We start from the raw sequence: 19,556 nt of genomic DNA, 5'->3' as shown, positions 1-19,556 counted from the left end.
GTAGAACGCTGATAAAATTAGAAATTTGCTTGACTAAAGGGTCAAATTCTGTTAAACTTTGTCTATAGTGAGGTGTAGACAAATGCCCAAAACTTTGGCGGATATTAAAAAATCGTTAGACCTGCATTTAGGGAAACGATTGCTTTTAAAGGCAAACGGAGGACGCAAGAAAACGGTCGAACGCGCCGGAATCCTGCGCGAAACGTACCACTCCGTGTTCGTAATTGAGCTTGATCAAGATGAGCATGCATTTGAACGCGTGTCTTACAGCTACGCAGACATCTTAACAGAAGCAGTAGAAATTACTGTGTATGAAGGAACAGAAGACGCACTCGTTGTTAAATAATGAACTATATCCATAATTTTCTTTAAAAAACTCACCGCCTGTTGCACTCAACAGGCGGTGAGTTTTTTTGTTTATTTACCCCAACCCTCCTGAAGCGTGCCCCGTGTGTTAAAATAGTTTTCATTAGACTATAAAAGGAGGCAGTGGGATGCTCTACGTAAAGGCACCTGCCAAAATCAACTTAACCTTGGACGTTTTATACAAGCGGCCAGACAATTACCACGAAATTGAAATGATCATGACCACAGTCGACTTGGCTGACCGGATTGGCCTAAAAGCGACCGAAAGCGGCATACATATTGAATCCGCCGACCGTTTCGTGCCGAACGACTCGCGCAATCTAGCGTATCAGGCTGCCCAATTATTGAAAGATACATTCAACATCAAATCGGGCGTCATCATTTCGCTCGATAAGCAGATTCCGGTAGCTGCAGGCCTTGCAGGCGGCAGCAGCGACGCCGCAGCGACATTAAAAGGCCTTAACCAATTGTGGCAGCTGAACTTGTCGTTGGATGAGCTGGCGGAACTCGGCGCTAAAATCGGTTCGGACGTTTCGTTCTGCGTTTATGGCGGCACGGCCCTGGCGAAAGGCCGCGGCGAAATCATCGAACACCTTCCCGCTCCGCCACATTGCTGGGTCGTCTTGGCAAAACCGACGATCGGCGTTTCCACAGCAGACGTTTACGGTGCGTTCAAGCCTGCCAATGCAGAACATCCGGACACAGGCAAAATGATCGAAGCGCTGGAGCAAGGCGATTACCAGGCAATGTGCGATCATTTGGGCAATGCGCTGGAAAGCGTAACGCTGGAAATGCATCCCGAAGTGGCACAAATCAAAGAACAGATGAAAAAATTCGGTGCAGACGCTGTATTGATGAGCGGCAGCGGACCAACCGTCTTCGGACTGGTACAGCAGGAAGCACGGATCCCTCGCATCTATAACGGCTTGCGCGGCTTTTGCGGCGAAGTCTATGTGGTGCGCTTGATCGGTGAACGGGAGACACTTGCCTAAAGACGTACATTTATGGTAAGTTTTCTATAAATTATTCGTGTTTAGGAGAGTGCAAAATGAAGTGGAAGCGCAGTGAACGGTTAGTTGATATGACACATTACCTTTTAGACCATCCGCACAAGCTCATCCCGCTGACTTATTTTTCAGACCTCTACGATTCCGCTAAATCCTCGATCAGCGAGGATTTGGGAATCATCAAAGAGACGTTTGAAGAACGCGGGATCGGCTTGTTGATGACAGTGCCGGGAGCGGCTGGAGGCGTTAAATACGTTCCGAAGCTTCAGGCAGACGAAATCAAAGGCATTATGGCTGAATTGATAGAAGAACTGGGCCATTCCGATCGGCTGTTGCCAGGCGGCTATCTTTACATGACAGACGTTTTGGGCAATCCGGGCATCATGAACCGGGTAGGGAAAGTGTTCGCTACGGCATTTGCTAATGAGAAAATCGATGTCATCATGACGGTGGCGACAAAAGGCATTCCGATTGCCCATGCGATTGCCCGCCATTTGAACGTGCCAGTCGTTATCGTCCGCAGAGACAGCAAGGTGACAGAAGGATCGACCGTCAGCATCAACTACGTCTCAGGCTCTTCCCGCCGCATCCAGACGATGGTACTGTCCAAACGCAGTATGAAAAGCGGCCAGCGTGTGCTGATCACCGATGACTTCATGAAAGTCGGCGGAACGATGAACGGCATGAAAAATCTGCTGGAAGAATTCGATTGCACACTGGCCGGCGTAGCAGTGCTCGTCGAGGCGCAGCATTCTGATGAACAGCTTGTAGAGAAATACCTATCACTCGTCAAATTGCACGAGGTCAGCGAAAAAGAACGGACCATCGCATTGGAAGAAGGAAACTATTTTACTAATGGAGGTTTTTGATATGGAATTTGTAGCAACGGATAAAGCAGCGGCAGCCATTGGACCTTATTCACAAGGGGTCATTGCGGGAGATATGTTTTACAGCTCAGGCCAGATCCCATTGACGCCAGAGGGCAGCATGGTCGAAGGTGCTATCGGCGAACAAGCGCATCAAGTGTTTGCCAATCTGCAGGCAGTTTTGGCGGAAGCAGGTTCTTCGCTAGGGCAAGTGGTGAAAACGACGGTCTTTATCAAAGACATGAACGATTTTGCTGAATTGAACAAAGTGTATGCTTCTTATTTCGGCAGCCACAAGCCGGCGCGCTCAACTGTAGAAGTGGCGCGCTTGCCAAAGGACGCAAAAGTTGAAATCGAAGTCATCGCGTTGATCGCGAAGTAAATCTAATCGAGTACAAGAAGCTGCCGAGAAAATTCTCGGCAGCTTTTTTCGTCTAAATATATTGAATAACTTGAACTAGAGAAGTTGATGTTACGTGCAACTCCGGACGCTCTATCCCAATTAATTAATTTTTCTAATAAATTATGTAATTTTTAAAGGAGTTTAGTCCTTGAAAGCGAATTAGTTAATTAGCAATAAAAAAGCATCTTAGACGAAAGGTGGTGAGAAAATGGAAGTAACTGATGTCAGGCTTCGCCGGGTCCAAACCGACGGCCGCATGCGGGCGATCGCTTCCATCACGCTGGACAACGAGTTCGTCGTGCATGATATCCGGGTGATTGACGGCAACGAAGGGCTTTTTGTAGCAATGCCGAGCAAACGCACACCGGATGGAGAATTCCGGGACATTGCGCATCCGATCAATTCGGGTACCCGCAATAAATTGCAGGAAGCGATTTTGGCTGCATATGAACAAAGTGAAAATGAGCCGGTTTTTGAGGAAGCTGGCGTATAAATGTGAGACCTCTAGAGCCTTCTGTTATTAGAATAGGCTCTTTTTTTATTGGGCAGCTTTTTGTCATTGTATTGTCATGCTCTGAAACCTTGAAAAATCAAGGTTTTTCCGCTATAGTCAAGAAGGAAATAGTGACAAGATCTACTATAGAGAGAAAATAGATAATACATTTCACGTTAGGAGGAGCACCCAGATGACCAATACATATGCAGTGATTTTAGCAGCAGGGCAAGGGACGCGCATGAAATCGAAGCTTTATAAAGTGCTTCACCCTGTCTGCGGCATGCCGATGGTGGAACATGTCGCAAATAACGTCAGCCGGTTGGGCGTAGAAAAAATCGTCACGATTGTCGGCCACGGCGCTGAAAAAGTACAGGAACAGCTCGGCGCGAAAAGTGAATACGCGCTTCAGGAGGAACAGCTTGGAACGGCGCATGCCGTGCAGCAGGCCGCTTCAATGATTGAAGGGCTGCCAGGGACGACATTGGTTGTTTGTGGGGACACGCCGTTGATCCGCACGGAAACGATGGAAGCTTTGCTAGCACACCATAAAGAACAACAAGCAAAAGCGACAATTTTGACAGCGATTGCAGACAATCCGTCAGGCTACGGCCGCATTATCCGTGGCGAAGCGGGCGAAGTTGCGAAGATTGTTGAGCAAAAAGACGCTTCTGCGGAAGAACAGCAAGTAAAAGAAATCAATACAGGAACTTATTGCTTCGATAACGAAGCGCTTTTTGAAGCGTTGAAATTGGTATCGAATAACAATGCCCAAGGCGAATATTATTTGCCGGACGTTATTGAAATCCTTCAAAAACAAGGTGAAGTTGTCGCTGCCTACGCAACGGACAGCTTCGATGAAACACTCGGCGTCAATGACCGCGTCGCGTTGAGCGAAGCGGAACGCTTTATGCGTGCACGCATCAACGAAAAGCATATGAGAAACGGCGTGTCGATCATCGATCCCGCAACAGCCTATATCGGCGCTGAAGTGGAAATCGGGCGCGACACCGTGCTTCAGCCGAACGTCATCCTTGAAGGCCGTACGGTCATCGGAGAAGATTGCTTTATTTCTTCGGGGACCACGATCTCCAATAGCGCAGTCGGCGACCGTACAAGCATCCGTTCATCGCATGTCTATGACAGCTCGATTGGACAAGACGCGGCAGTCGGTCCATTCGCGCATCTGCGTCCGGAAACGGAACTCGGCAACGAAGTGAAAATCGGCAATTTCGTCGAAGTGAAGAAAGCGACACTCGGCAATAAAAGCAAAGTCTCCCACCTGAGCTATATCGGAGACGCGAAAGTCGGAACCAACGTCAATATTGGCTGCGGCACCATTACAGTCAATTACGATGGCCAAAATAAATTCCTCACTACTATTGAAGATGACTCGTTTATCGGGTGCAACTCGAACCTAATTGCGCCCGTAACAATAGGCCAAGGCTCTTATGTCGCTGCGGGATCTACAATTTCCAAAGATGTGCCAAGCGAAGCGCTTGCCATCGCACGTGCCCGCCAGGAAAACAAAGAAGGCTATGTTAACAAACTACACCTTAAAAAATAGGAGGCTACACACAAGATGAGTTATCAAATTGATCCAGCAACTACAAAAATGAAAATTTTTGCTTTGAATTCCAACCAGGAACTAGCGGAGGAGATTGCCAAAGAAGTCGGCTTGCCGCTTGGAAAAAGCTCGGTAACCCATTTCAGCGACGGTGAAATCCAGATCAATATTGAAGAAAGCATCCGCGGCTATGACGTCTTTATCGTCCAATCGACTTCACAGCCAGTAAATGAAAACTTGATGGAGCTTTTGATCATGATTGATGCGGTCAAACGCGCTTCTGCGCGGACTGTCAATGTGGTTATGCCTTATTACGGCTATGCCCGCCAAGACCGCAAAGCGCGTTCACGCGAGCCGATCACTGCTAAACTCGTGGCAAACCTGTTGGAAACTGCTGGCGCTACACGCGTCATTGCACTGGATCTTCATGCACCTCAAATTCAAGGGTTCTTTGATATCTTGATTGACCATTTGTTGGCCGTTCCTCTTATTTCGGATTATTTCCTGAAAGAAAGCGGCATCGACCTTGCCAATGTCATTGTCGTATCGCCAGATCATGGCGGAGTGACACGCGCGCGCAAAATGGCAGACCGCCTGAAAGCGCCGATTGCCATCATCGACAAACGCCGTCCGCGGCCGAATGTGGCTGAAGTCATGAACATCGTCGGAAATGTTGAAGGCAAGACGGCCATCATCATCGATGACATTATCGATACAGCTGGAACAATATCCATCGCTGCCAGCGCTTTGATCGAAAGCGGTGCGAAAGAAGTCTACGCTTGCTGTACGCATCCTGTACTTTCAGGTCCTGCAGTCCAGCGCATCAATGATTCTGTCATCAAGGAATTGATCGTAACGAACTCGATCGCGCTTCCGGAAGAAAAGCGTTCACCTAAAATCAAGCAGCTTTCCGTAGCGAAATTATTGGCGGAAACGATTGTCCGCGTACACGAGCAGAAATCCGTCAGCACGCTCTTCGACTGATAGCTGGACGGCATCTGGAACTTCCAAAGGTTTGAATTAGCAGCTGGAAGGGTACTTCACTATATATGACTATATAATGGTATACTGAACATGAACAATATAACTGGAGGATGAGAACATATGGGTACAAAATTATCAGCACAACAAAGAGAAAGCAAAACACCAAATTCACAATTAACGGAACTTCGCGGTAAAGGCGATGTGCCGGGCGTAGTATACGGATACCAGACTGAAACACTTTCGGTTTCTGTATCTGAAGCTGATTTGATCAAAACATTGCGTGAATCAGGACGCAACGGCGTTATCAACTTGGAATTAGGCGGAAAAACTTTGAATGTCGTATTAAGCGATTTCCAACGCGATGCTTTGAAAGGCAGCTTCAAGCACGTTGACTTTTTAGCGGTTAACATGAGCGAAGAGCTTGAAGTAGCAGTAGCAGTCCACACAACTGGCGAAGCAGCTGGCGAAAAAGAAGGCGGCGTTGTGAACCAGCCAAATCGTGAAGTTAATGTAAAAGTGAAGCCTTCGGATATTCCGGATTCACTTGAAGTTGATGTATCGGCACTTGAAATCGGCGACCATTTATCTGTCGGCGACATCCGCGACAAAGTATCTTATGAAATTTTAGATGAAGACGACTTCCTATTGGTTTCTGTTACAGCACCGACTGTAGAAGCAGAGCCTGAAGAAACGGAAGAAGGCGCTGAAGGTGAAGCTGGAACTGAAGCAGCTGAAGGCGAATCTACTGACGAGTCAAAAGAAGCGTAAGCGAATCTGCATCATTGAAAACAAGGGGCTGTCATCTGACAGTCCCTATTTTTCTGCTTTAAAGCGCCTTTATGGTAAAATGGTAGACAGCGAAAAAGCAAAGGAAGATTAATGATGAAATTAATTATCGGCTTGGGCAATCCAGGCAAGGCATATGAACAGACACGCCACAACATCGGGTTCAAAGTGATCGATTACTTGGCAATGAAATGGAACGCTCCGCTCACGCAGTCGAAATTCAAGGGCATGTATTCCGTCATTCATCGGCCTGAAGGCAAAGTGATGCTGTTGAAGCCGCTGACGTTCATGAACCTGTCCGGTGAAAGTGTCAGCGCCTTGATGGATTATTATAATATAGATATAGACGACATTGTCGTCATTTACGATGACCTGGATTTGCCGACGGGGCAATTACGGCTGCGCCAAAAAGGCAGCGCTGGTGGCCATAATGGCATCAAGTCGCTGATTCAGCATCTCGGATCGCAGCAATTCAACCGGATGCGCATCGGCATCAGCCGTCCGCCAACCGGTATGAAAGTGCCCGATTACGTGTTATCGCGGTTTTCTGACGCCGAAATTCCTGAGATGGTGCAAGCCGTGGAAAAAAGTGCGGACGCTTGCGAATTGTGGCTGTCCAAACCTTATGTAGAAGTCATGAACCAGTTTAACGGCTCATAAAATTGCTTTGGCGCAAAATGCGTACAGAGCTTTTTGTTGTTTGCCGACCAATTGCATGTTGAAAGGAGGAATCTTCATGGATCCGATATTGCAGGTGTTTTCAGAGGATTCTCATACGCAGAAATTCATTACGGACTTGCAGAATGGCCAAGACCATCAGCTCATTTCCGGACTTTCCGGCAGCGCACGTCCGGTATTTTACCAGACGGTCTGGGCGCAGACACAAGCGCCGCTGCTGATTGTCACACCGAACTTGCTGCATGCGCAGCGCGTCTATGACGATTTGACGAAATTGATGGGCGACGAAATGGTGCACCTTTATCCGGCAGATGAATTGATTGCAGCGGATGTATCATTTTCAGGACCGGAATTGCGTGCCCACCGCATAGATACGCTTGACCACATGGCGAGCAACGGCAAAGGCATTTACATCACACCAGTAGCAGGCATGCGCAAATTGATGCCATCGCATAAGCAGTGGGCAGATTCCACATTGCGCGTCAAAGAAGGCGAAGAGCTTGATACGGAACAATGGATGCTCAAACTGGTGGCAATGGGATACTCGCGCACGCCAATGGTGACGACACCTGGAGAGTTTGCGCTGCGCGGCGGAATCCTCGATATCTACCCGTTGAACTTTGAGCATCCGGTACGTATTGAATTGTTCGACACGGAAGTCGATTCAATCCGCTCATTCTCTGCGGAAGACCAGCGTTCGCTCAAAAAGGTCAAGTCGCTGTGCATCCTGCCGGCGTCTGAATTGGTCTTATCGAAGCCGCAGCGTTTGCAGCTTGCCGACAAGATTGAAGCGCAGCTCGCGAAATCGCTGAAAACAATCAAAGCAGAAGATACGAAAGAAGCATTGCTGCTGCATATCCAGCATGATATCGCAATGCTGCGGGAAGGCAATGTGCCCGACCAGGTAGCGAAATATGCGGCGCTTGTGGAAACGCAATCGGCCTTTTTGGCGGATTATTTCCCGGCAGACGGCTTTATCTTTTTTGATGAGCTCGGACGCATCCAGGAAATGACCGAAACGCTGGAACGCGAAGAAGGCGACTGGATCGTGTCGCTGCTGGAAGAAGGCAAATTCCTGCATGACCTGAGGCTGTCTTACACGTTCCGGGAAGTGCTCCAAAAAACCAAGCAAAAAGTGACGTTCCTTTCGCTGTTTGTCCGGACATTCCCATCCGTTCAGATCAAAAAGTCAATCGTCTTTTCGTGCAAACCGATGCAGTCGTTCCATGGCCAGATGAATTTATTGAAAGCGGAAATGGAACGCTGGCAGCTCGCGAAATTCCAGACCTTCATCATTGCGGAAGGCAGTGAACGTTTGGAAAAAGTGCGTTCGGTGCTCGAAGATTATGGTATGGAAGCGGAAATTTTCAATCTGCAGACAGAAGTGCAGGGCGGCCATATCTATTTGGTCGACGGTGATTTGTCGTCTGGTTTTGAAATGCCGCTGCAGCGGATTGCGGTCATTACAGACGCAGAGATGTTCAAGCAGCAGGCGAAGAAAAAGAGCCGTCCGCAAAAGCTGACGAATGCTGAGCGCATTAAAAGCTATTCGGAAATAAAACCCGGGGATTACATTGTCCATGTCCACCATGGCATTGGGCGCTATGTTGGCATCGAGACGCTTGAAATCGGGGGCACCCACAAAGATTACTTACACATCATTTACAAAGCCGATGATAAATTATTTGTTCCGGTCGACCAGATCGACCTGATTCAGAAATACATCGCTTCGGAAGAAAAAGAGCCGAAGCTCCATAAGATGGGCGGGGCGGAATGGCAGAAGACGCGCAGGAAAGTATCGGCTGCCGTCCAGGACATTGCAGATGACCTCATCAAATTATACGCGGAACGCGAAGCCCAGAAAGGCTACGCGTTTGCCGAAGAGCAGGACATGCAGCGCCAATTCGAGGCGGAATTCCCATATGAGGAAACTGTCGACCAGCAGCGCTCAATCAATGAAGTAAAGCGCGACATGGAAAACGAACGGCCGATGGACCGGCTTGTCTGCGGCGATGTCGGCTATGGCAAGACCGAAGTGGCGATCCGCGCGGCATTCAAAGCCGTGCTTGACGGCAAGCAAGTGGCCTTCTTGGTGCCGACGACGATTCTTGCGCAGCAGCATTTCGAGACAATGACTGAACGCTTCAAGGATTATCCGATCACGGTAGGGCTCATGAGCCGCTTCCGTTCGAAAAAACAGCAGGCGGAGACGTCTAAGGGCTTGAAGAACGGCACTGTCGATGTCGTAGTCGGGACGCACCGGATCTTATCGAAAGACATTGCCTACAAAGACCTAGGCCTCTTGATTGTCGATGAAGAGCAGCGTTTTGGCGTAACCCATAAAGAAAAGATCAAACAAATGAAAACCAATGTCGATGTGTTGACGCTGACGGCAACACCGATTCCGCGCACGCTTCACATGTCGATGATCGGTGTCCGTGATTTGTCTGTCATTGAAACGCCGCCGGCAAATCGCTTCCCTGTGCAGAGCTATGTCATGGAGCATAACGGTGCATTGGTGCGCGAAGCCATTGAACGCGAAATGGCGCGCGGCGGCCAGGTGTTTTATTTGTATAACCGCGTTGATGATATGACCCGTAAAGTGGAGGAAATCCAGGCGCTCGTGCCGGAAGCTCGTGTTGGCTATGCGCACGGGCAGATGTCGGAATCGGAACTGGAATCGACGATTCTCAGCTTCCTGGACGGCGAATATGACGTCTTGGTGACGACGACGATCATTGAGACGGGCATCGATATTCCGAACGTCAATACGCTCATCGTCTACAACGCCGACCGCATGGGCTTGTCGCAATTGTACCAATTGCGCGGCCGCGTTGGCCGTTCGAACCGTGTTGCGTATGCGTATTTCATGTACCAGCGCGATAAAGTGCTGACGGACGTCGCTGAAAAAAGGCTGATGGCCATCAAGGAGTTCACAGAACTGGGCTCCGGCTTTAAAATCGCCATGCGCGATTTGTCGATCCGCGGAGCGGGCAATCTGCTCGGTTCGCAGCAGCATGGCTTTATCGATTCGGTCGGCTTTGACCTTTATTCGCAGATGCTTGAACAAGCGATTGAAGAGCGCCGCACGGGCAATAAGAAGGAAGTGGTACCGGAAATTGAGATTTCACTCGATGTTGATGCCTATATTCCGGACAGCTATATCGGCGACGGCTACCAGAAAATCCAGATGTACAAGCGCGTAAAAGGCATTACCGACGTCGAAGAAGTGGCGGAGCTGCAGGATGAGCTCATTGACCGTTTCGGCGACATGCCGATCGAAACGGACCGCCTGCTGCGCGTCGCCCGCATGAAAGTATGGGCACGTGTTGCGGGAGTAGAATCGATTAAGCGCACTAGCACAATCACGACGGTCAAACTGACCGAAACCGGCACGACTTCGATCAACGGCGGCAAATTGGTGGAACAATCCGCTGTATTTGGCCGCGCCGTCGGCTTCAGAATGGCGGGCCAGCAATTGGCGATGTCGATTGATGACGCGAAGACCGGCAAAATACATCCATTCGATGTTCTTGAAGGCATGATCAAACTGCTTCCAGAATCATTGAAAGAAGAAAAACCAGTCGGTTAATTCGAATGAATGTTAAAACGAAGAAATGGGTGGAGCCCGTTGAACAATGAAGGAACGATGAAAACATTCATGAAAGGCGCTGTGCTGCTGACGCTAGCGGGCTTCGTCGTTAAGTTGCTCAGTGCGGTCTACCGGGTGCCGTTCCAGAACATGGTCGGCGATCAAGGCTTCTATATTTATCAGCAAGTGTATCCGTTCATCGGAATTTTCGCGGCTTGGACATCGTACGGTTTTGCTGTCGCGGTGTCGAAAGTGCTGGCAGATGCATCTGACGGCGACCAAGGCGGGATTTTACGCATCGCGTTCGGCTTTATCGCGGCCGTTTCGATCCTGGTGTTCGGAGGGCTGTATTTCGGCGCTGGCCGCTTGGCAGACTGGATGGGCGATCCCTTGCTTGCACCGCTTCTGGAAGCTGGTGCTTTCGCCGTGCTGCTGATGCCTGTGCTCGCCGTGCTGAAGGGGCTCTTCCAGTCGCGCAACGACATGGCGCCAGTCGCCTATGCGCAAGTGGCGGAACAGGCGGCCCGTGTGTCGGTGATTCTGATCGGTACATGGATTGTAGTCGCAAACGGCTTTTCGCTGTATGTCGCCGGCCAGACAGCAATGTTCGGAGCGGCAGCCGGCGGTATTGCCGGTGCACTCTTGCTGGCCGTCTTTTTCAGAAAAAGGCTCATTCCTTTCCCGCGGGCGTCCGCTTTAAAAAAATGGCCGATCATCAAAGCTTTAGTGGCTGTATCGCTCAGTGTCAGCATGAGTTCACTGATTTTATTGTTTTTTCAGCTCGCGGATTCATTTATGGTATTCCGTTTGTTGACGGAAAACGGCATGGGGCGCATGGCGGCGATGGAACAAAAAGGGGTTTACGACCGCGGCCAGCCGCTCGTCCAATTCGGCTTGCTGATTGCGTCGTCGCTGGCGCTCGCAATCGTGCCGCTCGTCGCCCATATGGCGAAAAAGCAAGGCGGCCGTTCGGCGGAAGTCTATGCGCAGCTCGCATTCCGCATTTCGTTTCTGTTTGCGGTGGCCTCAGCGGCAGGCTTGGCATTTGTTATGCCTTATGTTAATGAAATGCTGTTTCAGACGCGTGACGGCTCGGCGGCATTGATTGTTTTCAGCTGGCAAATCGTCTGGATGTCGCTCATCCTCGTCATTGCCGCCATGCTGCATGGACTCGGTAAAGTGAAAGTGCCGGCCCTGCTATTGGCAGGTGGCCTGGCGGTGAAAGTTATTGGCAACGCCTTGCTGGTGCCGTTATGGGGAGTGTCCGGTGCAGCGCTGGCGGGTAATATCGGCTTAGCGGCAATTGTTGCAGGCTTGTTCTGGTATTTTAAGCGGGTCTGGCCGATCCGTTTTGCGCCGCGCCGCTATTACGGCTGGATTTTTCTGGCTTCAGCTGCGATGGGAGTGATTGTCACAGGCTGGGCTTTGTTTGCGGACATGGTTCTGTTTGATGCTTTTTCCAGCCGCATGCAAGCGCTTTGTACGGCATTGACAGCAGTGGCCCTCGGTGCAGCCGTATTCATGGCGTTGATTGCGAAAAGCCGCATCATCACGGAAAAGCAATGGTACATCATGCCATTCGGCCGTAAAATAGCGGGGCTCCAGTTACTGATCAGAAAACAGAAAAGGTGATGACAAATGAACACCATACATGTAATCGGCCTCGGCGCTGGAGATTTGGACCAGCTGCCATTCGGCGTTTATAAAAAATTAAAGCAAGCAACGGAATTATATGTACGGACTGCGGACCATCCTGTCTTGGGCGAATTAGCGCAAGAAGGCGTCAGTTGGACATCGTTTGACGAGGTCTACGAAAAGCATGATGCGTTTGAGCCGGTTTATCAAGAAATTGCCGATACGCTCATCGCGCTCGCGCAGCAAGGGACGGTCATGTATGCAGTCCCTGGCCACCCGCTCGTTGCGGAGCAGACAGTGCAGCATTTGATCACAGCAGAAAAAGAAGGGCGCTGCCGCTTGTCAATCGAAGGAGGGCAAAGTTTCCTCGACGCCATATTTGGGGCATTGCGCATCGATCCGATCGAAGGCTTTCAATTGCTGGACGGCACAGCGATGCACAGTGATGACGTCAATATGGCGCAGCATGTGCTGATCGCCCAAGTCTACGATTCCTTCAGCGCTTCAGAAGTGAAGCTCGCGCTGATGGAGAAATACCCGGAAGATTATCCGGTGACCATCGTCACTGCAGCGGGTTCAGCGGATGAAGTGTTGAAGACGGTCGCGCTGTATGAACTTGATCGTTCGACGGAAGTGAACAACTTGACGACGATCTACGTGCCGCCGGTAGAAGCGCAGTTGGACCGCATCAAGGAATGGCAGACATTCCGGGCAATTATCGCCACATTGCGTGGTCCCGATGGCTGTCCGTGGGATCGTGAGCAGACGCATGAGTCGCTGCGGCCGTATTTATTGGAAGAGGCGCACGAATTGCTGCAGGCGATCGATGAACAAGACGATGAAGCGATTGCTGAAGAACTCGGCGACGTTCTGCTGCAAGTTTTTCTGCACGCGCAAATCGGACAAGACAACGGTTATTTCCAGCTTGAAGATGTCCTGGCGTCGATCAGCAGCAAGATGATCCGCCGTCACCCGCATGTTTTCGGCGACGTAAAAGTCGGCGGTGCGGATGATGTGGTCGCGAACTGGGAAAGCATTAAGGCACAGGAAAAGCCGGCAACGGCATCGCTTTTGGATGGCCAGCAGCGTTTCAGTTCAGCCTTGGAAACCTCATACAATTACCAGAAAAAAGCGGCGGAAGCCGGCTTTACCTGGCCCGATGCAGACGGTGCGTGGAATAAATTCAATGAAGAATGGCAGGAATTCCAGCAAGAAGCGGCGAAAGGGACAAAAGAGCGCCAACTCGATGAATTGGGTGACTTGCTGTTTACATTGGTCAACATCGCGCGCTTTTATGGCTTGTCTCCGGAACAGGCGATGATCCAGGCCAATAGCAAATTCCGCAAGCGCTTCGGGCACGTTGAAAAACGCGTTACGGAAGGAACCGGAAAATTCAGCGACTACACGCTCGAGCAGCTCGATCAATTTTGGAACGAAGCCAAAGCATTGGCAAGAAGGGAAGACTGACTATGCGCCTCGATAAATTTTTGAAAGTCTCACGTTTGATCAAGCGCCGCACGCTGGCGAAAGAGGTGGCCGACCAAGGTCGCATCACTGTTAACGGATCGAAAGCCAAAGCGAGCTCCGTCATCAAAGAAAGCGATGAACTGCAAATCCGCTTTGGCCAAAAAGTGGTCACTGTGCGCGTCGACCAAATCAAAGAAAACGCCAAAAAAGATGAAACGGCGAATATGTATACGATCTTAAAAGAAGAAAAGCTGGATAAAGTCGAACCCCAGTTTATCGATGACGAAGCGTAAGAGTTAAAAGCGCAACACATGAAAAAGCTGCACCAGAGCCTATTGCTCCGGTGCAGCTTTTTCTATTGGAGGAATCAATGAATGCGTATGGTGAAGCAATCACTTGCCCATAAGCGCAACAAGCAACGCCTTTTGTGTATGCAGGCGGTTTTCCGCCTCTTGGAACACTACCGAGTTCGGCCCCTCAAGAATGGCAGTGGTGACTTCTTCTTCACGATGGGCCGGGAGACAATGCATGAAGATGTAATGGCTGTTGGCATGTTGGACCAGTTCTTCGTTGACCTGGAAATGCTTGAAATGCTCCATGCGTTCAAGCGCTTCCGCTTCTTGGCCCATGCTGGCCCAGACATCCGTATAGATGATGTCGCAGCCGGTTACTGCTTCAACGGGGTCTGTCGTTACGTGAATGTTGGCGCCGGTTTCCAGCGCGATGCTTTGCGCCAATGCTACCATGTCCGGTTTCGGTGCATAGGCGGCAGGAGAAGCGATGGTGATGTCCATGCCGACTTTCGCTGCGCCGATCATCAATGAATTCGACATATTGTTGGCGTCGCCGATATAGGCCATTTTCTTGCCGGCAAGAACGCCGAAATGTTCCTGGACCGTTAACAGGTCGGCGAGCACCTGGCATGGATGGAAATCATCCGTTAAACCGTTGATGACCGGCACTTTGCTATTGGCGGCAAATTCCTCGACCGTCGCCTGGTGGAATGTGCGGATCATGATGCCGTCCAAGTAGCCGGATAGGACTTGAGCTGTGTCAGCGATGGTTTCGCCGCGGCCCATCTGGATGTCGCGTGTGCTCAGGTGCATTGCGTGCCCGCCGAGCTGCAGCATGCCCGCCTCGAAGGATACGCGCGTGCGCGTCGATGATTTCTCGAAAATCATTCCGAGCACTTTGCCTTGCAGCAAGGGCAGGTGTTTGTTTTCAGGCTTTTTTAAATCCGCCGCAAGCGCCAGCAACTCCAAGATTTCTTCGGTGCTGTAATCTTTCAGCGACAATAAATGATTCTGGGTCAGTTGTGTAGCGGACGTCAATGTCATCGTCATTTCGCAAGCACTCCTTTCGTAGGTCCGTTGATGAGTTTCACAGCTTCTTGGAACGCAGCAATGGTTTCGCGGCGCGTCCAGACGTGAAGGCGGCGGAGGGCTGCTTGGGCCGCCTGTGCTTTGTCGGGTTCCAGTGTCAGGTCGATATAGGCTTTTTTATTATCCGTCGCCAGCCATTTTTCGAATGGCAGCGACTCTTCTGTATGGAAGGCGAAGCCGTGCTTCAGCCAAAAATCCAAGTCGATCAATGGCAACGATGCATCGGTGATGAAAATCGTGCCGCCGCCGTCTAAGTCCGCCAATTGCTGCGAAGCGCCAACCAGCGCTTTGTGCATCGCAACGGTGGCATCTGGGCTTTGGCCGATGACCTCGCCGGTCGACATCATTTCAGGCGACAATACCGGCGACAGGCCAGGCAGCTTGATATGGGAGAACACCGGTGCTTTTACCGTATATTCCGGCTGGCCGTTAAAGTCCTCCTCGATTCCCAGTTCTGCGTATGGAATGCCGAGCATGAGGGCAGTGGCATGCTTCACTAGGGGAACACCGGTTACTTTGGAGCTGATCGGTGCTGTGCGCGATGCCCGCGGGTTGATTTCCATGACGAACAAACGGCCTTGTTCATAGACGAACTGGATGTTGAACAATCCTTTATACGCCATATTGGCAGCAATGTGCTTCGCAGTGCTTGAAATCTCTTCAAGTTCGTGCGCAGACAGCGTGATCGGCGGCGTGATGGAAATGCTGTCGCCGGAATGGACGCCGGTGCCTTCGATGTGTTCAAAGATGGCGGATACCCAGACGTTTTCGCCGTCCGTCAAGATGTCGGCTTCGACTTCTTTGCCGGTGATGAAATGGTCGACCAATACCGGGAACACAGCTTTTGTCTGTGCCAGCCATTGCGCAAGCTCGGTTTCATTATGCAAAACGTTCATCCCTTTGCCACCGATGACATAAGACGGTCGAAGGAGGACCGGGTAGCCGAGCTTTTTAGCGAATTGCGGGACTTGCTCAGGGGTTGCGGCCGTGTAGCTGGGGATAGCCGGAAGCCCGATCGACTCGAGAAACGCATAAAACCGGTCGCGGTCTTCCATCTGGTCCAGCAGATCGACGGTTGAACCGAGCACGGTGATGCCCGCTTGTTCCAATTCGGCCGCGACATTCAATGAAGTCTGCCCGCCGAACTGGACAATGACGTTAGTGATGCCTTCAAAGTCGAGGACATTCAGGATGTCTTCCGCTGCCATTGGTTCGAAATACAGCGCATCGGCGATTTCGTAATCCGTACTGACCGTTTCCGGGTTGTTGTTGATCATTACCGCTTCATAGCCGAGTTGCTGCAAAGCCACAACGCTGTGGACGCAGCAATAATCGAACTCGATGCCTTGGCCGATGCGGATAGGGCCAGAGCCGATAACTGCCACTTTTTTCGGATTGGCTGAACGCTCGTCGGAAGAACCGTTCCAAGTGGAATAAAAATAATTCGTCTGCGAGCGGAATTCCGCTGCGCACGTATCGATGACGCGGTAAGCGGGCGACATGTCCCAACTTTTGCGCTGCCCCCAGATTTCAGAAGGGGAGATGTCCCATAAATCGGCGAGCTGCCGGTCGCTGAAGCCGAGTGATTTCGCTTGCAGCAGACGCTGGTAGGTCATATCGTTCCATGACAGCAATTGAAGTGTACGCCATTCATCGACGATGCGTTTCAGCACATGGAGGAAATAAGGCGAGATCGCCGTCAGTTCGTGGAGGTGGGCCATGCTTTTATTGCGCACCAGCAATTCGAACAGCACGAACAAGCGGCGGTCATCTGGCGCGGCGGCGAGCTCTTCCAAGTGGGCTGTCGGCATTTCTGCCAAAGCTGGCAAGCGGAAGCCGTCGAGCGGAAGGTCAAGCGAGCGCATCGCTTTTTGGAATGCGGCTTCCATGCTGCGTTCGATCGCCATGACTTCGCCTGTCGCTTTCATCTGGGTGCCAAGTGAACGGTCGGCATCCTGGAACTGGTCGAATGGCCAGCGCGGAATTTTGACGACGGCGTAATCGAGCGCAGGCTCGAAGCTGGCGAACGTCGTGCCGGTCACCGGATTCTTCAATTCCGAGAGCAAATAGCCGAGTGCCAGCTTGGCGGCGATTTTGGCGATCGGATAGCCGGTCGCTTTTGATGCCAGTGCAGACGAACGGCTGACCCGCGGATTTACTTCAATCAAGTAATACGTGGAGTTTTCCGGGTGGAGCGCAAATTGCACGTTGCAGGCGCCGATAATGCCGAGTGCCTCGATAATATGGATGGATGCGGTGCGCAGCAAATGGTATTCGCGGTCATTCATCGTTTGGCTCGGCGCCACTACGATGGAATCGCCAGTATGGACGCCAACCGGGTCCATGTTTTCCATATTGCAGATGGTGATACACGTTCCGGCAGCATCACGCATGACTTCGTATTCGATTTCCTTATAGCCCGCGATACTTTTTTCCACGAGGCATTGTTTGATCGGGCTCGCGCTCAGCCCTTGCTGGACGAGCGGGATGTAAGCCGCTTCATCCTGTGCGATGCCTCCGCCAAAGCCGCCTAATGTATAAGCGGGACGGACGATGAGCGGATAGCCGGTTTGTTCGGCGAAATGAAGGGCGCTGTCGGTCGAGTAGACGATGGCGCTCTGCGGCACAGGTTCATGGAGCTTGTGCATCAATGCGCGAAATTGTTCACGGTCCTCGGCTTGTTTGATCGATCCGATATTGGTGCCAAGCAGGCGTACGCCATACTCTGCGAGGACGCCGGCATCTGATAATGCCATCGCCAAGTTCAATCCGGTTTGTCCGCCGACTGTCGCCAATAAACCGTCCGGGCGTTCTTTGGCGATGATGGCAGTGACGCTCTGGGGTGTCAGTGGTTCAAAATAAACTTTGTCCGACATGCTCTTGTCTGTCATGATAGTGGCCGGATTATTGTTGATGAGGATCACTTCGATGCCTTCCTCTTTGAGGGCCAGGCATGCCTGGGTGCCGGAATAATCGAATTCTGCGGCTTGGCCGATGACAATCGCTCCTGAGCCGATTACCAATACTTTTTTTATGTGGTGCTGCTTAGGCATGCATTTTCACCTTCTTTTTCTGTTGGGCTGTGGATAAGAAGTGGCTGAACAACGCCAGATGGTCAGCGGGGCCGGGAGCCGCTTCCGGATGGAATTGGACCGTCAGGAGCGGCAGCTCTTCATGGAACAGCCCTTCGATGCTGCCATCGTTGACGTTTTTATAGAGAATAGATAATGGCGTTTCGCGGATGCTCGCGTCTTCAACCACGTAGCTGTGATTCTGTGAGCTCATCGATACGTGCTGCGTTTTCACGTTGATGACGGGATGATTTGCACCGCGGTGGCCGAATGGCAATTTAGCAGTCTTGGCACCGAAACTGGAAGCTAGGACCTGATGGCCGAGGCAGATGCCAAATGTCGGATAGCGTTCTGCCCAGTCCCGGTAGACCGGAAACAGCGGGGCCAGCGCAGCCGGATCGCCAGGGCCGTTTGAAAACAGCAGGCCGTCAAGCCCGAGTCCATCCAGCCTCTCAGTCGGCAAGGTATGTGGAATAACGCTGACTTTGCAATTGTGCTGCAGCAATTCCGTTAAGATTGACGATTTATAATGGAAGTCGATCAAGCCGATGTGAAGGGGGCCTTCGCCAAACTCGACCACTTCAGTGGAGCTGTCCGATACCGCAAAAAAATCGGTTTGCACTGGCTGCCATTCGTCTGTCCCTGCGAAAGCGGAAGCCAAATGCGATTGCATCGTCCCCGATTCGCGCACCGCTTGGATGATAGAGCGAGTATCGGCTCCGCTGAGTATCGGCACCTGCGCTTTCCGGGCGAATTCCGCAAGCGGCATCGCCCCTTTTTCGACAGGCCCGTCGTAAAGCTCGGCTACGATAATTCCTGCGGCTTGGATTTTTTCCGATTGGATATGCGCCGCCTGGACGCCGTACTGGCCGATCAATGGATAAGAAAACACGATGACTTGCCCTTTATAGGAAGGATCCGTCAATACTTCCTCGTATCCAGTCATTCCGGTAAAAAAGACGATTTCCCCTTGTACGTGCCCGGCATCACCATGCCAATGCCCTGAAAAGTCTGTGCCGTTTGCAAGTGACAACAATCCTGCCATAATTTCGCCTCCTATCGTTTATTCACTAATAATGTATATTTATTAACTCGAAAAAAGTAAATTTTAAATAAATACTAGTAAATTAGCCTTTGTTAAGAGTTACTAATATTATAGACTGCATAAAAATTAAGTCAATAGTATTTTTATTAATAAATTTTCAGCTGTTTTCGAACAAAGTAGTGAAAATGCTGTAAAAACGGCAGGAAATGCAAAA

General features: G+C 50.8%; 16 protein-coding genes. 13 read left to right on the top strand and 3 right to left on the bottom strand.

Translation table 11 applies throughout. The features are described from left to right. Nucleotides 1-82: 82 nt before the first annotated feature. The 13 genes from veg to AC4EHB_RS16795 all read left to right on the top strand — a co-directional run bounded on the left by veg (nucleotide 83) and on the right by AC4EHB_RS16795 (nucleotide 14,137). Entirely contained in the window at nucleotides 83-346 is a 264-nt protein-coding gene (gene veg, locus AC4EHB_RS16855) for a biofilm formation stimulator Veg (RefSeq protein WP_071152415.1), read from the top strand. Between the two features lie 148 nt (nucleotides 347-494). After that, complete coding sequence (gene ispE, locus AC4EHB_RS16850; RefSeq protein WP_490976714.1) at nucleotides 495-1,358, top strand: 4-(cytidine 5'-diphospho)-2-C-methyl-D-erythritol kinase; 864 nt, start codon at nucleotides 495-497, stop codon at nucleotides 1,356-1,358. Nucleotides 1,359-1,414: 56 nt separating this feature from the next. After that, nucleotides 1,415-2,242, top strand: a complete 828-nt coding sequence (purR, locus tag AC4EHB_RS16845) for a pur operon repressor (protein WP_490976715.1) — start codon at nucleotides 1,415-1,417, stop codon at nucleotides 2,240-2,242. A 1-nt stretch (nucleotide 2,243) separates the two neighbouring features. Next, nucleotides 2,244-2,621 carry a RidA family protein gene (locus AC4EHB_RS16840; RefSeq protein ID WP_490976716.1) on the top strand — a complete coding sequence of 126 codons (378 nt, stop codon included), beginning with the start codon at nucleotides 2,244-2,246 and terminating at the stop codon, nucleotides 2,619-2,621. A gap of 229 nt (nucleotides 2,622-2,850) precedes the next feature. Then, complete coding sequence (gene spoVG, locus AC4EHB_RS16835; RefSeq protein WP_135502416.1) at nucleotides 2,851-3,135, top strand: septation regulator SpoVG; 285 nt, start codon at nucleotides 2,851-2,853, stop codon at nucleotides 3,133-3,135. Between the two features lie 193 nt (nucleotides 3,136-3,328). Further along, entirely contained in the window at nucleotides 3,329-4,702 is a 1,374-nt protein-coding gene (gene glmU / locus AC4EHB_RS16830; RefSeq protein ID WP_490976717.1) for a bifunctional UDP-N-acetylglucosamine diphosphorylase/glucosamine-1-phosphate N-acetyltransferase GlmU, read from the top strand. A 15-nt stretch (nucleotides 4,703-4,717) separates the two neighbouring features. Continuing rightward, the gene (locus AC4EHB_RS16825) at nucleotides 4,718-5,686 is read left to right on the top strand and encodes a ribose-phosphate diphosphokinase (RefSeq protein ID WP_135502420.1); all 969 of its coding nucleotides are present in this window, start codon (nucleotides 4,718-4,720) and stop codon (nucleotides 5,684-5,686) included. 120 nt (nucleotides 5,687-5,806) lie between these two features. After that, nucleotides 5,807-6,454 (top strand): 50S ribosomal protein L25/general stress protein Ctc, encoded by a 648-nt coding sequence (locus AC4EHB_RS16820; RefSeq protein ID WP_490976718.1) that lies wholly within the window; start codon nucleotides 5,807-5,809, stop codon nucleotides 6,452-6,454. Between the two features lie 114 nt (nucleotides 6,455-6,568). After that, complete coding sequence (pth, locus tag AC4EHB_RS16815; protein ID WP_490976719.1) at nucleotides 6,569-7,132, top strand: aminoacyl-tRNA hydrolase; 564 nt, start codon at nucleotides 6,569-6,571, stop codon at nucleotides 7,130-7,132. Between the two features lie 76 nt (nucleotides 7,133-7,208). After that, the gene (gene mfd, locus AC4EHB_RS16810; RefSeq protein WP_490982093.1) at nucleotides 7,209-10,742 is read left to right on the top strand and encodes a transcription-repair coupling factor; all 3,534 of its coding nucleotides are present in this window, start codon (nucleotides 7,209-7,211) and stop codon (nucleotides 10,740-10,742) included. A 39-nt stretch (nucleotides 10,743-10,781) separates the two neighbouring features. Further along, complete coding sequence (locus AC4EHB_RS16805) at nucleotides 10,782-12,374, top strand: putative polysaccharide biosynthesis protein (RefSeq protein ID WP_490982092.1); 1,593 nt, start codon at nucleotides 10,782-10,784, stop codon at nucleotides 12,372-12,374. 6 nt (nucleotides 12,375-12,380) lie between these two features. Continuing rightward, complete coding sequence (gene yabN / locus AC4EHB_RS16800; protein ID WP_490982091.1) at nucleotides 12,381-13,844, top strand: bifunctional methyltransferase/pyrophosphohydrolase YabN; 1,464 nt, start codon at nucleotides 12,381-12,383, stop codon at nucleotides 13,842-13,844. 2 nt (nucleotides 13,845-13,846) lie between these two features. Next, nucleotides 13,847-14,137, top strand: a complete 291-nt coding sequence (locus AC4EHB_RS16795) for an RNA-binding S4 domain-containing protein (RefSeq protein ID WP_490976723.1) — start codon at nucleotides 13,847-13,849, stop codon at nucleotides 14,135-14,137. Between the two features lie 99 nt (nucleotides 14,138-14,236). Here the strand turns inward: AC4EHB_RS16795 and argF are convergent, their stop codons facing one another. The 3 genes from argF to AC4EHB_RS16780 are packed head-to-tail and all read right to left on the bottom strand — an operon-like array spanning nucleotide 14,237 to nucleotide 19,342. Further along, complete coding sequence (gene argF / locus AC4EHB_RS16790) at nucleotides 14,237-15,181, bottom strand: ornithine carbamoyltransferase (protein ID WP_490982100.1); 945 nt, start codon at nucleotides 15,179-15,181, stop codon at nucleotides 14,237-14,239. Between the two features lie 2 nt (nucleotides 15,182-15,183). After that, the gene (gene carB / locus AC4EHB_RS16785) at nucleotides 15,184-18,279 is read right to left on the bottom strand and encodes a carbamoyl-phosphate synthase (glutamine-hydrolyzing) large subunit (RefSeq protein WP_490982090.1); all 3,096 of its coding nucleotides are present in this window, start codon (nucleotides 18,277-18,279) and stop codon (nucleotides 15,184-15,186) included. Beyond that, nucleotides 18,272-19,342 (bottom strand): carbamoyl phosphate synthase small subunit, encoded by a 1,071-nt coding sequence (locus tag AC4EHB_RS16780; protein WP_490976725.1) that lies wholly within the window; start codon nucleotides 19,340-19,342, stop codon nucleotides 18,272-18,274. Before AC4EHB_RS16780 ends, carB begins: the two co-directional genes overlap by 8 nt. Between the last annotated feature and the right edge of the window lie 214 nt (nucleotides 19,343-19,556).

The organism is Planococcus sp. TJ-302, from assembly GCF_058268455.1.
This window is presented reverse-complemented; position numbering and strand designations above follow the sequence as displayed.

Coding starts and splice junctions, on each gene's coding strand:
- veg (WP_071152415.1), top strand. CDS start 83: ATGCCCAAAACTTTGGCGGATATTAAAAAATCGTTAGACCTGCATTTA.
- ispE (WP_490976714.1), top strand. CDS start 495: ATGCTCTACGTAAAGGCACCTGCCAAAATCAACTTAACCTTGGACGTT.
- purR (WP_490976715.1), top strand. CDS start 1,415: ATGAAGTGGAAGCGCAGTGAACGGTTAGTTGATATGACACATTACCTT.
- AC4EHB_RS16840 (WP_490976716.1), top strand. CDS start 2,244: ATGGAATTTGTAGCAACGGATAAAGCAGCGGCAGCCATTGGACCTTAT.
- spoVG (WP_135502416.1), top strand. CDS start 2,851: ATGGAAGTAACTGATGTCAGGCTTCGCCGGGTCCAAACCGACGGCCGC.
- glmU (WP_490976717.1), top strand. CDS start 3,329: ATGACCAATACATATGCAGTGATTTTAGCAGCAGGGCAAGGGACGCGC.
- AC4EHB_RS16825 (WP_135502420.1), top strand. CDS start 4,718: ATGAGTTATCAAATTGATCCAGCAACTACAAAAATGAAAATTTTTGCT.
- AC4EHB_RS16820 (WP_490976718.1), top strand. CDS start 5,807: ATGGGTACAAAATTATCAGCACAACAAAGAGAAAGCAAAACACCAAAT.
- pth (WP_490976719.1), top strand. CDS start 6,569: ATGAAATTAATTATCGGCTTGGGCAATCCAGGCAAGGCATATGAACAG.
- mfd (WP_490982093.1), top strand. CDS start 7,209: ATGGATCCGATATTGCAGGTGTTTTCAGAGGATTCTCATACGCAGAAA.
- yabN (WP_490982091.1), top strand. CDS start 12,381: ATGAACACCATACATGTAATCGGCCTCGGCGCTGGAGATTTGGACCAG.
- AC4EHB_RS16795 (WP_490976723.1), top strand. CDS start 13,847: ATGCGCCTCGATAAATTTTTGAAAGTCTCACGTTTGATCAAGCGCCGC.
- argF (WP_490982100.1), bottom strand. CDS start 15,181: ATGACATTGACGTCCGCTACACAACTGACCCAGAATCATTTATTGTCG.
- carB (WP_490982090.1), bottom strand. CDS start 18,279: ATGCCTAAGCAGCACCACATAAAAAAAGTATTGGTAATCGGCTCAGGA.
- AC4EHB_RS16780 (WP_490976725.1), bottom strand. CDS start 19,342: ATGGCAGGATTGTTGTCACTTGCAAACGGCACAGACTTTTCAGGGCAT.